10 protein-coding genes and 3 pseudogenes are annotated in these 13,628 nt (G+C 64.1%); 9 read left to right on the plus strand and 4 right to left on the minus strand.

Translation table 11 applies throughout. The features are described from left to right. Window positions 1-69: 69 nt before the first annotated feature. Entirely contained in the window at window positions 70-2,163 is a 2,094-nt protein-coding gene (locus QM806_RS40430) for an ISAzo13 family transposase (protein WP_283295001.1), read from the minus strand. 56 nt (window positions 2,164-2,219) lie between these two features. On the opposite strand from QM806_RS40430, the pseudogene QM806_RS40435 reads away from it, so the two are divergent. Beyond that, window positions 2,220-2,702, plus strand: a pseudogene (locus QM806_RS40435) (transposase); the annotation flags it as partial. Window positions 2,703-3,366: 664 nt separating this feature from the next. On the opposite strand, the gene QM806_RS40440 reads toward QM806_RS40435, so the two are convergent. The 3 genes from QM806_RS40440 to QM806_RS40450 form a co-directional block, all read right to left on the minus strand. Continuing rightward, on the minus strand, window positions 3,367-5,151 hold the full coding sequence (locus tag QM806_RS40440; RefSeq protein WP_169694479.1) for an AMP-dependent synthetase/ligase: 1,785 nt from the start codon (window positions 5,149-5,151) through the stop codon (window positions 3,367-3,369). Between the two features lie 419 nt (window positions 5,152-5,570). Beyond that, window positions 5,571-6,056 carry a tautomerase family protein gene (locus QM806_RS40445; RefSeq protein WP_016882421.1) on the minus strand — a complete coding sequence of 162 codons (486 nt, stop codon included), beginning with the start codon at window positions 6,054-6,056 and terminating at the stop codon, window positions 5,571-5,573. A 193-nt stretch (window positions 6,057-6,249) separates the two neighbouring features. Continuing rightward, window positions 6,250-7,167: an alpha/beta hydrolase gene (locus QM806_RS40450; protein WP_269592510.1), complete on the minus strand. Its 918-nt coding sequence runs from the start codon at window positions 7,165-7,167 to the stop codon at window positions 6,250-6,252. Between the two features lie 1,160 nt (window positions 7,168-8,327). On the opposite strand from QM806_RS40450, the pseudogene QM806_RS42020 reads away from it, so the two are divergent. The 8 genes and pseudogenes from QM806_RS42020 to QM806_RS40485 form a co-directional block, all read left to right on the plus strand. Beyond that, window positions 8,328-8,795 (plus strand): annotated as a pseudogene (locus QM806_RS42020) (SDR family NAD(P)-dependent oxidoreductase); the annotation flags it as partial. Between the two features lie 73 nt (window positions 8,796-8,868). Next, window positions 8,869-9,093 (plus strand): hypothetical protein, encoded by a 225-nt coding sequence (locus QM806_RS42025; protein WP_502943956.1) that lies wholly within the window; start codon window positions 8,869-8,871, stop codon window positions 9,091-9,093. Beyond that, window positions 9,090-9,440 (plus strand): enoyl-CoA hydratase-related protein, encoded by a 351-nt coding sequence (locus QM806_RS40460; RefSeq protein ID WP_249343960.1) that lies wholly within the window; start codon window positions 9,090-9,092, stop codon window positions 9,438-9,440. Before QM806_RS42025 ends, QM806_RS40460 begins: the two co-directional genes overlap by 4 nt. Next, window positions 9,427-10,686, plus strand: a complete 1,260-nt coding sequence (locus tag QM806_RS40465) for an acyl-CoA dehydrogenase family protein (RefSeq protein ID WP_169694463.1) — start codon at window positions 9,427-9,429, stop codon at window positions 10,684-10,686. Before QM806_RS40460 ends, QM806_RS40465 begins: the two co-directional genes overlap by 14 nt. Before the next feature lies 1 nt (window position 10,687). After that, complete coding sequence (locus QM806_RS40470; RefSeq protein ID WP_169694465.1) at window positions 10,688-11,470, plus strand: SDR family oxidoreductase; 783 nt, start codon at window positions 10,688-10,690, stop codon at window positions 11,468-11,470. Then, window positions 11,463-12,497 (plus strand): phosphotransferase family protein, encoded by a 1,035-nt coding sequence (locus QM806_RS40475; protein WP_269592511.1) that lies wholly within the window; start codon window positions 11,463-11,465, stop codon window positions 12,495-12,497. The genes QM806_RS40470 and QM806_RS40475 overlap by 8 nt, the downstream gene beginning before the upstream one ends. 2 nt (window positions 12,498-12,499) lie before the next feature. After that, window positions 12,500-12,631: pseudogene (locus QM806_RS40480) on the plus strand (IS3 family transposase); the annotation flags it as partial. 269 nt (window positions 12,632-12,900) lie between these two features. Beyond that, window positions 12,901-13,628 (plus strand): MFS transporter (locus QM806_RS40485; RefSeq protein WP_283295002.1); only part of this gene is annotated, 728 nt, incomplete at its 3' end.

A 13,628-nucleotide genomic window follows, 5' to 3' on the forward strand; every position in this document is an offset into this window, starting at 1 on the left:
GCGGCGATCGGCGCGACCCTGCCGGGCGCCTCGTGGCAGAGGTGCCGAACGCACTGTGACTGTAAGGAATTAATGTGTCGATTCGGGTGTGTCGCCCTCTCGTGGTGGTATGGCAGCGAGGAGGGCGGCGGCGGTGCGGTAGCGGATGGTTGCCGGTGCCGGGGTGTAGCCGTCCTGTTCGAGCAGTGGCCGCACGTCGAGCAGGGCATTGCCGATGGTGCGAGGGCTGACCTGGAACAGTTCGGCCAGGACGGCGCGGTTGCAGAGCTGGCGCATATGCAGAACGGTGGCCAGGACGCGTTCGGCATCGGTGATCTTCTGGAGGAAGATTCCGCCGCGGCCCCCTGGCATGCGTTCGCCGCCGCGTTGGGCGTAGCGGCGTCGCTCGACCATGGCGGCTTGCCGGACGGCGAGACGTTCGACGAGGTCGCCCAGTTGCCGGCGACTCATGCCGGTCAGAGCCGGATGCGACAGTGCCTCGGGGAGCGGCCGATTCGGTGTCGGGACGGGTGCCGTGCCGTCACGGAGAAATCCCGCGAGGTCTGCGGCGGTGCTGAAGCGAAGCCCGATGGTCGGGGTGACGTGATGGCCGTGTTCGTCGAGCAGCATCCGCGTTTCGGCGATGATTTCGCCGATGGAGTTCGGATTCACCCCGAGCAGATCCGAGAGCACCCGCTGAGGGCAGACCTGCCGCAGATACACGACGGTGATCAGCAGGGCCGCGGCGTCCGACAGCAGCCGTCGCCCGCCGGCACCCGGAGCATTGCGGCGCCGGCCGCCGCGTTGGTGCCAGCGGCGTTGCTCGGCGCGCGCGGCCTGGGCCGGTGCCAGCCGTGCGGTGAGTTCGTCCAGCTCGTCGCCAGTCATGCCGGTCAGGCGCGGGTCGGCGAGCATCGCGACGGCCGCGGCCCGCTCGCCTTCGCGGTCCCGGCCGGGAACCGGAGCGGCGTCGGCGTGAGTGGGTTCGATGGTGTAGTTCCACGTTCCGCACTGGGCGTGCGGGCGGATGGGCAACGTGCGCAACTCGTCTCGACCAACCGATATCCCGATCGGGTAGTCGCCGACGTCCAGCTCGGCGTCCACGCGCAGCCCGGTGCGGGTGCGGGTGGAGGCGATGGTCTTGACCACGACCTCGTGGCTGGTCAGCGGCCGTCCCCGCCAGTTCATGGTGATCTGGGAGAACAACCGGTGCTCGATCTTGTTCCACTTCGAGGTGCCGGGCGGGAAGTGGCAGACCGTGATCGCCAACCCGGTCTCGGTTGCCAGTGCGGCCAATTCGGCCTTCCACAACCGGTACCGGTAGCTGTTGGAGCCACCGGCGTCGGCGGTGATCAGCAGACGGCTCGCGTGCGGGTAGTCGGCGGCGCCGCGCGCCTGCCACCAGCGGCGGATGGAGGCGACCGCGAACGCGGCGGTGTCGTGGTCGACGCCGACATTGACCCAACCGGCGTCGGTGGTCAAGTCGTAGATGCCGTACGGGATGGCCCGTTCCGCATTCGGTCCGGTGAAGAAGCTGTGATCGACCACCCGCACCGGATCGCCCTGCGGGCGCCACTCGCGCCCCGGGGTGGGCAGCTGGCCGAGTTGTTCCTTCTTCTTCGAATCGACGCTGATCACCGGCTCGCCCGCGTCCTGGTGCGCCTTGACCTGCTCGTTGATGTAGCGGAACTGCACGTCCCGGTCCGGGTGCTGCTCGCCTTCCAACGTCTTGGCGTTGGCCTGCAAACTGAATCCATTGTCCCGCAACAACCGTCCAACCGTCGGTGCGGACACCGGATGGCCCTTCCGGGTCAGCTCCTCGGCCAGGTGTCGCAGCGACTTGGTCGTCCACCGCAACGGAGACTCCGGATCCCCACGCTCATCCGGCTCGACCAGCGCCAACAACGCAGGCACCAGCTGCGGATTCAGCGCGTCCGCACCCTTGCGGCCCCCACCCGGACGGCGGATCCGACCCGTCGGTGCCGGATGCTCGCCGGCCTCCAACTCGAACACGCCCCTGCGAACCGTGGTCTCGCTGACACCGACCGCCCGGGCCACCGCCCGCACCCCGCCATGCCCCAGCGACCGGGCCTCCGCCGCCAACGCCAAACGCCGCTGCCGCTCGTTCAGATGCGGCAACAAGACCTCGAACCGCTCCCGCAACCGGTCCTCGACCTCGCTCACAACCGCCCTACCGCACCGACCCGACTCAAACCGCAAAACACCATGTTATTACCTTACAGTCACACTATTCGACGAACCTGATGACGGTGACCCCGAAGGCATCGTGGCCTTGGGTGAAGACGTTGCTGCACTCGGTCTACGACCAGCCCGACGCGGATTCTGTTCATGCCCAATATGATCGAATCATCGGCGCACTAGCCGAGAAGCTACCGAAGGTCGCCAACCACCTCGACGCAGCACGACCGGACCTGTTGGCGTTCACCGCATTTCCGAAGCAGATTTGGAAACAGATCTGGAGCAACAATCCGCAGGAGCGCCTCAATAAGGAAATCCGCAGGAGAACCGATGTGGTCGGAATCTTCCCGGATCGTACCGCCCTGATCCGGCTCGTCGGTGCGGTTCTCGCCGAACAGCACGACGAGTGGATCGAGGGGCGCCGCTATCTCGGTCTGGACGTGCTGGCCCGCTCCCGCACCGACAACACCACCGACAGCAGCACCGAGTCCACCGAGGAGGTGACACCGGCCTTGACTGCCTGACTCACCCGACGAGGAGTCACGCGACGACGTCGTACACCACCTCCCTGGACTTGACCGCTGTCTCGTACTCCTCGCAAGACCACTCGCCGGCGTCACGCGGGCGGGTCGTGCGGTGCGACCACGATGAGCAAGGGTGGGCCAACACACCTGAGGTAGCCGGCGGGCTCGTAACCCGACCACAGCTCCATAGTGCGCACGGTCACCTCGCTACGCCATGCGGCGCCCTCGTGCGCCGAGAAGAACTCCCAGGAATCCGGTGACGAAAGCACTGCTGCTCTGACGGGTTAGCGGAGACCACGGGTACTATCGCAACCTCCCATCGAGCCCATTCGAGACAATCCTGTGTGTACATGTCCGGAATCGCTTCCCACAGGTACATGGGAACGGGCGCCTCCACGTTGCGTCGGCCGGAGATCGCGGGACCTGCGCACACACCGCTTTGCGGTTGCTGCGACGACCATTGCATGCGCGCCGGAGAAGCTCGTACCCCATACGCCTATTCGTGATGTTGCGTCACAGTGCCCGTCGGACAGAATGGTGAAGAGTCGCCGAAGGTGGAACGGCAGAACGAAACTGCCTTTCTCAGGTTGGAAGTCACCACCGGCACGACTCGTTTGTCGACGGGTGTTCGTGCGTTCAGCGTCGCCCCCTGTGCCGGGCACGTCTATGTCGAGTAGAGGTCGTCGATCTGAGTGGCGTATTTTGTCGTGACATTCCTGCGTTTGATCTTCATCGTGGGTGTGAGCACGTCACTTCCGGGCAGCCAGTAATCCTCGACCACCCTGAACTTCTTGATCTGCTCTACCCTGGAAAGTTGAGAGTTTGCAAGATCGACCCCGGCTGCAACCTCGGCGATAACGGCGGGATCGCTTGCCGATCTCCCGGCAGCCGCGTCGGGGTCGAGGGTGATCAACGCGACGTTGTACAGCCGTCCGTCACCGATACAGGCGACCTGCCCGATCAACGGGCTGCTCGACCGCAACCTTGACTCGATATTCGCCGGGGACATGTTCTTACCGGCCGCATTGATGATGATCTCCTTTTTGCGATCGACGATCCGCACGTAGCCGTCCTCGTCGACAGTCCCGATGTCACCGGTATGGAGCCACCCGTCTTTATCGATCGCCTCTGCGGTCTGGTCGGGCTTGTTGCGGTAACCACGCATGACTGTCGCCCCACGGACGAGCAGCTCCCCGTCCTCGGCGACTTTCACCTCGATTCCGGGTAGGGGTATTCCCGCCGTGCCCTCCCGGATGGCGTCGCGCGGATTGATGGTGATGGCAAGGGACGTTTCGCTCATGCCCCACACTTCGCAGATGGGAATACCGATTGCCGAGAAGAAATCGAACACGTCGCGGGGAGTCGGGGCCGATCCAGACAGGACCCAGTCTATTTTCTCCAAGCCCAGCATTCGACGAAACCTGTCGCCGATGAGCGTGGCCGCGACCGATGCCTGAATGTCGAAGACCTTGCCGAGAGAACGGTTGTCGCGTGCGGCCTGTGCCTTCTTGATCCCGATGTCGATTGCCCAGCGGAGCAACGCGCGCCGTGCCCAGTTGGGGTCGGCCTCGAGCTGAGCCTCCACTTTGGCCTTGGCCTTCTCCCAGATACGGGGCACCGGCTGGAACACCGTCGGACGCACCTGTTCCACGACGTCCAGTATCTCGCCGCCGACCGGATGTGGCGTGACCGTGAATCCCCAGATAATCAGAGCGCAATAGTGCGCACCCCACCGATCACCGATGTGCGCGGAGGGAAGGAAGGAGATGAAACGACCGCCCGGTGTGGTGGGCATTGCCTGTTGGAGCGCGCGAACTTGACTCATCAGATTGCGGTGAGTGAGTTCCACCCCCTTGGGTGGACCTGTGGTGCCCGAGGTGTAGATGAGAGTCAGGAGGTCATCAGGACCGACCGCCGACCACGCTGCGTCGTAATCGAAGTCCGGGTCGCCCTGAGCTTCCACGTCCTCGAGGCTGAGCGTCCCCTCCGGTGCGCCGTCGACCACGACGATCGTGTCGAGCGGAGTGCCACCATCGCGCACGGCCACGAGACGGTCGACGAACGCTCGCTCGGTGATCACAACCCGGTTTCCGGCATCACTGAACAGATACTCGATCTGATTGGGTGCCGAGGTGTTGTAGATCGAGAACGGCAGGGCACCGAGGTGCATCGCGGCCAGGTCGACAATATGGAATTCCGGCCGATTCGTGAGCATGATTGCCACGGTGTCCCCAGGGCGAACACCCAGCGCCGCCAAGCCGGCCGCCAGGCGACGAACTCGCTCCGAGAGTGCGGCGAACGTCAGCGAGACGCCTCCGTCGACAGTGCGAAGAGCGACTTGGTCGGCCCGCGCAGCGGCGGTGATCTGGAACGCCTCGCACAGGGTCGTGGCCTGTAGCGCCCGAGTAAACGCCTCGCCGGGATCGTTGGCGACTTCGAGTACGTGCATGTGTGATTTCTGCCTCTCCATGTGATCACCTCTACAGTAGAGAGCGATCCCTATCATTTCAATGACAACTGTGTCATGCCCCGGCCAGCGCAAACGTCCGGACTACCGACCACGCGATGTCCGACGAGCGGTCCGAGTCGAGCCTGCGCGGAGCCGGGAAAGTCATGATCGGGTCCAACCCTCGCCTCACACTCGAACATCGGCCACGACCACGCAAGCGCACCAGACTTACGGCCAGGTGGGCATCCTTGGTGGTCTCGAACGTGAGCACTTACCCACCGGTGGACGGGTTGAAGGGCACGTAGGGCATTGGTTCTCGCTTCTGCAGTTGTCGAACGGGCCGACGGCCCGGGTCTGTGGGGCACAGAGACCCGGGCCGGGATTGTGGAGCGTTGGTCAGACTGTGGGCCGCTATGTATTCAGCCCCTGGGATCGACCAACCCCACGATCTGGCCATCCGCGTTAAGACCGACCGTTTCGGTCCAGTCGTACGGGGATGATTTGTTGTCCTTCATCCACCGCTTCTCCGCCGGTGAGCGGAACGGCGGCGGGGTGAGCCCGTCGACCCTCCACAGTTCGGCCGGCATCTCCCCGATGCTTATTTCCCAATCGTGTCCCCGGCCGTCGAGCCAAGGCCTGATGGTCTCGGTCAGCATGTCCATGATGAACTCCTGCATCACCTTGCCGTCTATCGCTCGTGCGATGTGTTCCACCTGGAGGCGAACAAAGTTGTCGACGGCCTCGCCACCCCTGAACGCGTTCCTTTTCTCCACCTCGTAGAAGAACACGTCGCAGTAGAAGGCCGGCATTTCTGCCGCGTAGCGAGCTGTGATGGCCTTCGCGAAGTCTTCCTTGTCCTGGTCGGTGTAGGCCCCAACAGGGTGGTGGATTCTCCAGAACGGCATGACTATTTCTCCTTTTTCGTTGTGAGCCGAGTGCTCACACTTTCGATGACCACGCCCGGATTGGACGAGACGTGTTGATTCGGGATGCGGACCGCAATCACCGCGAGATCGCAAGAAGCGGGGCGTATTCCCGCTCCGTACCCACGCATTACCGGGAACGAAGTGAGACCGCCGCGGTGGTGGCCCCTTGATGTCAGACCGGTGCCGGGGCAACCTTCTGCGCCAGGTGTTCGAGGAACCAGTCGCGTGCCGCGCCCGAGGAGAGCTCGAAGGGGTGACCGGTGTATGCGTCGAAGTGGCCGCCGGGGATCGAGACGAGACGTTTGGGTTCGGCCGCGGTCTCGAACGCCTCCTTGGCCCACTCGGCCGGCGTCACAACGTTGTCGTCCTCGGCAACCACCATCAGCAGCGGGGTAGGAGCGACGAACTTGAGGAACTGGCCTGGCTCGTAGTTCAGCTCCAACGAGCGCATCGTCACCTCGTTGCGCCACGCGGTCCCCTCGTACGCCGAGAAGAACTCGTAGGCATCGGGCGTCGGCAGGGCTGCCGGCTGCGTCGGGTCCGCGGTGACCACCGGAATCATCGCCGGTGCCTCTCCTTGGGCTCGCGCGAGGCGATCGGCGGCCTGCCCGTCCCATGCCGCCTGCCAGAACTCCTCGGGCACACCGGCCTCGAATGCGCGCCGCATCGAGACCCCAGGCACCTGACCGCACACGGCCTTCACGCGGCGATCGATCGCCGCGACCACGAACGCGTTCCCGCCCGAGTAGCTCGAACCCCACACCCCGATCCGCGAGGCGTCGACCTCGGGCCGGCCCTGCGCGTACGTGATCGCGTGCTGGCAGTCGTGGATCTGGTCCCACGGGTCGATCTCCTGCCGCGGCTTGCCCGGAGCCGTGCCCGAGGCACCGAACCCCCGGTGGTCATAGACCACGCAAGCGAACCCCGCGGCGGTGAACACCTCGGCGAAGGGTTCGAGACCCATCTCCTTGGTACACGAAAACCCGTGCGTCAAGATGATGCACGGCAGCTCTCCTGACACGTCGTCAGGTTTGTAGAACCAGCCGCGCAGCGTCACTCCCTCAGCGTCGAACTCGATATCTTCACGCATCGGCTTCTCCATTCCAGTAGGTGTCTTGTGGATTGCCTGTTCAGGCAGTCGCCACGATCAGTTCTTCGGCGCTCTACGACGAGCTCCGGTTCTCCTCGAGCCAGCGCCGCTCGACGGCCGACTCCGGCGGTGGCGGGCCAAAAGTTCAAATGTTCGTCGGCGGCGCAGCCTGAACTCTTCGCGGTTTGAGCATTTGCGGGATCGGGCAGGGGTGCGCCGGTGTGCCTATTCGGTGATCGGGTCGACGGCCAAGCCCCCTGTGGGGGCTGACCGTCGGTCGTCATCAGCACATTTCAAACGGTAGAGTGAGCTATCTCTCTTGTCAAGGGCGTGAGTGGAACCTGTCACTTTGAGGAATAGATCAGGCGACGACTTAGGTCGAAGGCGGTCTCAGCCCTGCGCCTGCCCGACGACGTCGACGCCCGAACCTTCGATCTCGTTCGAAACGCGCGGCCGGCACGGTTGCGACCAGCCCGTCTTGTTGAGCCTTCCGGACTGCTATTCGACGACTGTCGGACGATCGCCGACGTGACGGTCACCGGCCGGGACGCCATTGATGTGCGATCGGGGTCGGCCGGTGGGTCGGGCGAACGTGGTAGACCGGCGGTTCGACATCTCTGGCTACCGAGCGCCGCATCGATCTCACAGGAGGCAGAAAGTGCTTGTGCCGGTAGGGCTTCCCGGATCGGCGACGCGACGACCCGATCCGCCACGTGGTGGACTGCCAGAAACGGTCGACGGGACGAGAGGAAACCGTCCTGGCGGCCACAAGAAGTTCAGGCATTGACCAGTGCGTCCCTGCGCTGCGTCGGGCATGCGATGTGGTGCAGGCTTCACGAGGACGGTTGCACCGACCTGCTCGGCCTGGGCGACCGATGATGTAGACCGCCTCGCAGCGCGACTTCGAATGCACAGGAGCCTTGGCGGTGCTGGCCGACTGTACGAGACACGCCGCCCCTTCCGTCATCGCCATTCGCCGCTACGATAGAGAACGATAACTATCGAGCCAATATTGCAAGCTCTGCACTTGAACTTGACGCCAGATTCGATTATACAAAAAAAGGGACGCCAGTCACAATGCACGGCGAAGGAGACGGAGCCTCGTGAAGGTTGCACGGAAGGTCGCCATCGTGACCGGCGGTGGAAACGGCATCGGCGGAGTGATCGCCGAACGTCTCGCCGCAGAACAGGGTGCCAAGGTGTTGGTGGCCGATCTCGACCCGAAAGCTACCACCGCGGTTGCGGACCGCATCAATGAACGGCACCCCGGATCGGCTCTCGCGGAAGGTGCGGGTATCGCAGGTTCCGAGCAGATTCGGCGCGTCATCGAGCGGGCAGAGACCGAATTGGATCCGGTCGACCTCTACTTCGCCAACGCCGGCATCGGGGGAGCGCCGGGTCTCGCCGACGACGCCGACTGGGATCGAGCCTTCGACGTCAACGTCCGCCCACATCCGCGCCGCCCAGCAGTTGGTGCCCACGTGGATCGAGCGCGGCGAGGATTACTTCGTCACGACGGCGTCTCGTCTGCAGCGGGCTTACTCACCCAGATCGGCTCCGCCACCTATGCAGTCACCAAGCACGCGGCTGTCGCGTTCGCCGAATGGCCGTCCGGGACGTACGGCGACCGAGGAGTCCGGGTGAGCTGCCTCTGCCCGATGGGAGTGGAGACGACGTTGATGCACTCCGGCGAGAACTCCGGTGATCCGCTCGGCGTCGCCGCCACCCCGGGCCATGATCTCTGCGGGAGACGTGCTCCAGCCGGCGCAGGTCGCCGACATCGTCCTCGACGCCGTCGACCGGGAAACATTCCTGATCCTGCCCCACGAAAGCGTCCTCACCATGTACCGGCAGAAGAGTTCCGACTACGACCGCTGGCTGCGCGGGATGCGCCGCTACCAGAGCTCACTGCTGGAACACGCATGACGGGTGCGCAACAGGATTTCGTGCTCGCCGAGCGTCGAGGACAGGTGCTAGCGCTGCGGATCGGACTCGTCGATCACCTGATCGTCGATGGAAACGTGCTCGCCGCGGCGGTGTCGTACGCCCAGCAGCTGGCCACGCAGTGCTCACCGACCTCGATGGCCGTGATCAAACAACAACTACAGACCGATGCGAACGGCACCTATGCCGACTCTGTGTCCCGCGCGGAAGGTCTGATGTTCGACTCCTTCCGAGGCGAAGACCTCGTCGAGGGTCTGCAGAGCCACCTCGACAAGCGCGCACCCACATTTCCTTCCCTACCTACAAGGAGTTCCCGTGTCCCTGTTTGATATCTCTGACCGCGCGAAGAAGTACCAGGCCGATCTGCTGGAGTTCATGGACTCGCACGTGTATCCCGCGGAGGCGGTGTACGAAGAGCAGATGCGCGAATCGGGCGATCCGCACTTCCAGCCGCCGATCCTCGAGGAATTGAAGGCGGAGGCCCGTAGCCGCGGGTTGTGGAACCTCTTCCACCCGCATCCCGACTCCGGGCCCGGGCTGACGAACCTCGAGTACGCGCCGTTGGCGGAGATCATGGGCCGCAGCCACATCGCCTCGGAGGTGTGCAACTGCAACGCACCCGACACCGGAAACATGGAGGTGCTCGAACTCTTCGGCACCGAGGAGCACAAGCAGAAGTACCTGAAGCCGTTGCTGGACGGGACGATGGCGTCCGCGTTCGCGATGACGGAGCCGGCGGTGGCGAGTTCCGATGCCACCAATGTCGAGATGTCGATGGTCCGCGACGGCGACGAGTATGTGCTCAACGGCCGGAAGTGGTTCGCGTCCAACGCGTTGCATCGCAACTGCAAGGTAATGATCGTGATGGGCAAGACCGATCCGTCGGCGGCCCCGCACCGGCAGCAGTCGATGATGGTGGTCCCGATCGATGCCCCCGGTGTCACGGTGATGCGGGGACTGCCGGTGTTCGGATACCAGGACCGGGAGGGGCACGCGGAGATCGACTTCGCCGACGTTCGGGTTCCGGCAAAGGACGTGCTCAAGGGTGAGGGCGAGGGTTTCGCGATCTCCCAGGCGCGGCTGGGGCCGGGCCGGATTCATCACTGCATGCGATCGATCGGGATGGCGGAGCGGGCGCTCGAGCTGATGTGCCGGCGGGCGTCGTCGCGGGTGACGTTCGGGAAACCGGTCAGCGAGAACGCCAATATTCAGGATTGGATCGCCGAGGCCCGGATCGAGATCGAGATGATCCGATTGCTCACGTTCAAGGCGGCTCACCTCATGGACACGGTCGGGAACAAGGAGGCGCGCACCGAGATCGCGGCGATCAAGGTGGTGGGGCCGAACGTTGCACTGAAGATCATCGATCGGGCGATCCAGGTGCACGGCGGCGCCGGGGTCACAGACGACTTCCCGCTCGCCATGGCCTGGGCGCACCAGCGCACACTGCGTCTGGCGGACGGCCCGGACGAGGTGCACAAGCGGTCCATCGCGCGCCAGGAACTCCGCCGGTACCGAGATTCGGCGCCGGCGCCGGCGTCCTTGACCAACCGCCACAAGGTTGCGGTGAGCTGACATGCCCGGACTCGACCTCACCGGACGCACCGCCATTGTTGCCGGCGCCTCCCGGGGAATCGGCCTCGCGGCCGCCCAGGCCATCGCCGCCGCCGGCGCCAACGTGGTGCTCACCTCTCGGTCGCAGGACTCGGCCGACGCCGCCGCAGCACAGGTCGGAGGAACCGCGATCGGTGTTGCCGCCCATGCCGTCGACGAGGACGCGGCCCGGCGGTGCATCGATCTGACCCTCGAGCGGTTCGGCAGTGTGGACATCCTCGTCAACAACGCGGGCACCAACCGTGCGTACGGTCCGATCATCGACCAGGACCACGAGCGCTTCACCAAGACCTTCGATATAAACGTGTGGGCGCCGGTGCTGTGGACGGGGCTCGCCACGAAGGCATGGATGGGTGAGCACGGCGGCGCCGTCGTCAACACCGCCTCCATCGGCGGGATGGCGGCCGAGGCGAACATTGGCGTGTACAACGCGTCGAAGGCGGCGCTCATTCACCTCACGAAACAGCTGGCACTGGAACTTTCACCGAAGGTGCGGGTCAACGCCGTCGCCCCGGGCGTGGTGCGGACCAAGCTCGCCGAAGCGTTGTGGAAGGAACACGAGTCGGCGGTGTCCGCCTCGACGGCCCTGGAACGGATCGGTGAACCCGAAGACGTCGCCTCGGCGGTCGCGTTCCTCGTCTCCGACGCCGCCAGCTGGATCACCGGCGAAACTCTGGTCATCGACGGCGGGCAGGTGCTCGGTGACGTTCTTCCCTTCCGGCAGGGGGTCCAGCTCGGTGTCTAGCGTGGGTATCGTCGGAATCGACACCGCCGCCGTGGCCCGATGGTTGCACACCACGGGCGTCGATTACACGGGCACACTGACTTTCGACCGGATCGGTCTCGGTCAGTCGAATCTCACCTACCTCGTTGGCGACAGCGTCGGTGGGCGGTGGGTGCTGCGGCGCCCACCGCTGGGGCACCTTCTCGCGTCGGCACACGACGTGGCTCGTGAGGCCCGAATACTCTCCGCACTGCAGGACACCGCGGTGCCGACCCCGCGGGTGTTCGGCTTCACCGACGACCCGGCGGTCACCGACGTGCCGCTGCTGCTGATGGAGTTCGTCGAGGGGCAGGTGGTCGACCGGATGTCGGCGGCGCAGGCCCTGACACCCGAGCGGAGGCGATCGATCGGCCTGTCCATGCCCCGCACGCTGGCGAAGATTCATGCGGTCGACCTCGAGCAGACCGGGCTGATCGATCTGGCCAGCCACAAGCCGTATGCGCAGCGTCAACTCAAACGGTGGACGGGACAATGGGAGCAATCGAAGACCCGAGAGTTGCCCGCCCTCGACGATCTGACGCGTCGGCTCGTCGAGTCGGTGCCCGAACAACACGAGCTGACATTGGTGCACGGGGACTTTCATCTCCGCAACGTGATCACGTCCACTGACACCGGCGACGTCACCGCGGCACTCGACTGGGAATTGTGCACCCTGGGCGATCCACTCGCCGATCTCGGCAGTCTGCTCGCCTACTGGCCCGAGCCCGGCGAGACGTTCGGTGGTGAATTCCCGGCTTCGACGCTCGACGGCTTTCCCGACCGATCCGAGATCGCCCAGGTGTATTTCGACGAGACCGGGCGCGATCCGAAAGACCTCGGGTTCTGGCATGCGCTCGGAATGTGGAAGGTCGCGGTCATCGCCGAGGGTGTCATGCGTCGGGCGCGAGATGAACCGCAGAACAAAGCAGCAGCAGGAACGCCGACGGTGGAGCGTATCGACGCGCTCGTGGAAAAGGCGTGCGACATAGCAACCCGAGCCGGAATCTGACTCGGGTCATGGGCTGGCGAGTGATGACTACCAATACCACGCCGTTGGTCAGCGGCGTTCTCGGACAAGCACTGTTCACCTGCAGGAGAACAGGTTTCCGGTTCACCTCAACAGGTTTGAGGCATTACTCGGATGATAGCCATCGAGGGTGAGTGGGAGACCGCCGAATGGAGTCGGTGCGCTGTTCAACACGGACCGACTCCATTCGTCAATCGATCAATTTCCACCGAACGACTACGACACGCGCTATCTTGAACAGCGCGCCCACCGCCGCCTCGACACTCGAGATGGCCTGAACGAAGTCTCCACTTAATCCAGGGCGGATCAATCCGCATATCGGAAATTCAGGGCGATCACAGCTATGCACACATGTTCAGTCGCCACCGCAGAGTGAGGGAGACCAATGACGAACCGGCACAACGTACCTAAAACGGACGAAGTAGCGAAAAGACGAAAAATACGCGGCCTGGTTGCCGCGTCCACGGGAACAATCGTCGAGTACTACGACTTCACCGTGTACGCCTATCTTGCAGTGGTAGTGGCTCCGTTGTTTTTCCCCGGAAGTGATCCGACTGCTGCATTGTTGGCCAGCCTGGCCGTTTTTGCGTCGGCTTACCTCATGCGTCCTCTCGGCGGCATCTTCTTCGGTCGAATAGGCGACCGCAGCGGGCGGAAGGCGGTGCTGCTGCTGTCCGTGCTGCTTATGGGAGCATCAAGTCTCTTGATGGCCTTCCTTCCGACGTATGAGACCGCAGGCATTGTCGCGCCCATTCTGCTCGTGCTTGCCCGCCTCGCTCAGGGGTTCTCGGCCGGCGGCGAATTCGGCGGCGCCATGACGTATGCCTACGAGATAACAGGACCGCAGCGGAAAGGGTTGGCGGCATCCTTCGTCTTCCTGGGTGTAACTGGGGGTTTTGCGCTAGCTGCAATCTGCGTTGGTTCGGTGTCGAGCCTGCTGTCCGCGTCGCAGATGGCGTCGTGGGGTTGGCGCATCCCGTTCCTGTTGGGCGTTCCCCTTCTTGCGATCTGTCTATGGGCTAGAAGCAAAATCGACGATAGTTCCGAGCACGAAAAGTCTAGAGCGTGTCTGCTATTTACGGACGCGATGATGAATGACGAGCGCAGCGAAGA

Origin of the sequence: Rhodococcus sp. IEGM 1351, assembly GCF_030056875.1 — a bacterium.
Taxonomy (GTDB): domain Bacteria; phylum Actinomycetota; class Actinomycetes; order Mycobacteriales; family Mycobacteriaceae; genus Rhodococcus_F; species Rhodococcus_F opacus.

Excerpts from the sequence above, each read along its gene's own strand:
- QM806_RS40440 (WP_169694479.1), bottom strand. The coding sequence starts at position 5,151 with ATGCACGTACTCGAAGTCGCCAACGATCCCGGCGAGGCGTTTACTCGG.
- QM806_RS40450 (WP_269592510.1), bottom strand. The coding sequence starts at position 7,167 with ATGCGTGAAGATATCGAGTTCGACGCTGAGGGAGTGACGCTGCGCGGC.
- QM806_RS40460 (WP_249343960.1), top strand. The coding sequence starts at position 9,090 with ATGACGGGTGCGCAACAGGATTTCGTGCTCGCCGAGCGTCGAGGACAG.
- QM806_RS40445 (WP_016882421.1), bottom strand. The coding sequence starts at position 6,056 with ATGCCGTTCTGGAGAATCCACCACCCTGTTGGGGCCTACACCGACCAG.
- QM806_RS40470 (WP_169694465.1), top strand. The coding sequence starts at position 10,688 with ATGCCCGGACTCGACCTCACCGGACGCACCGCCATTGTTGCCGGCGCC.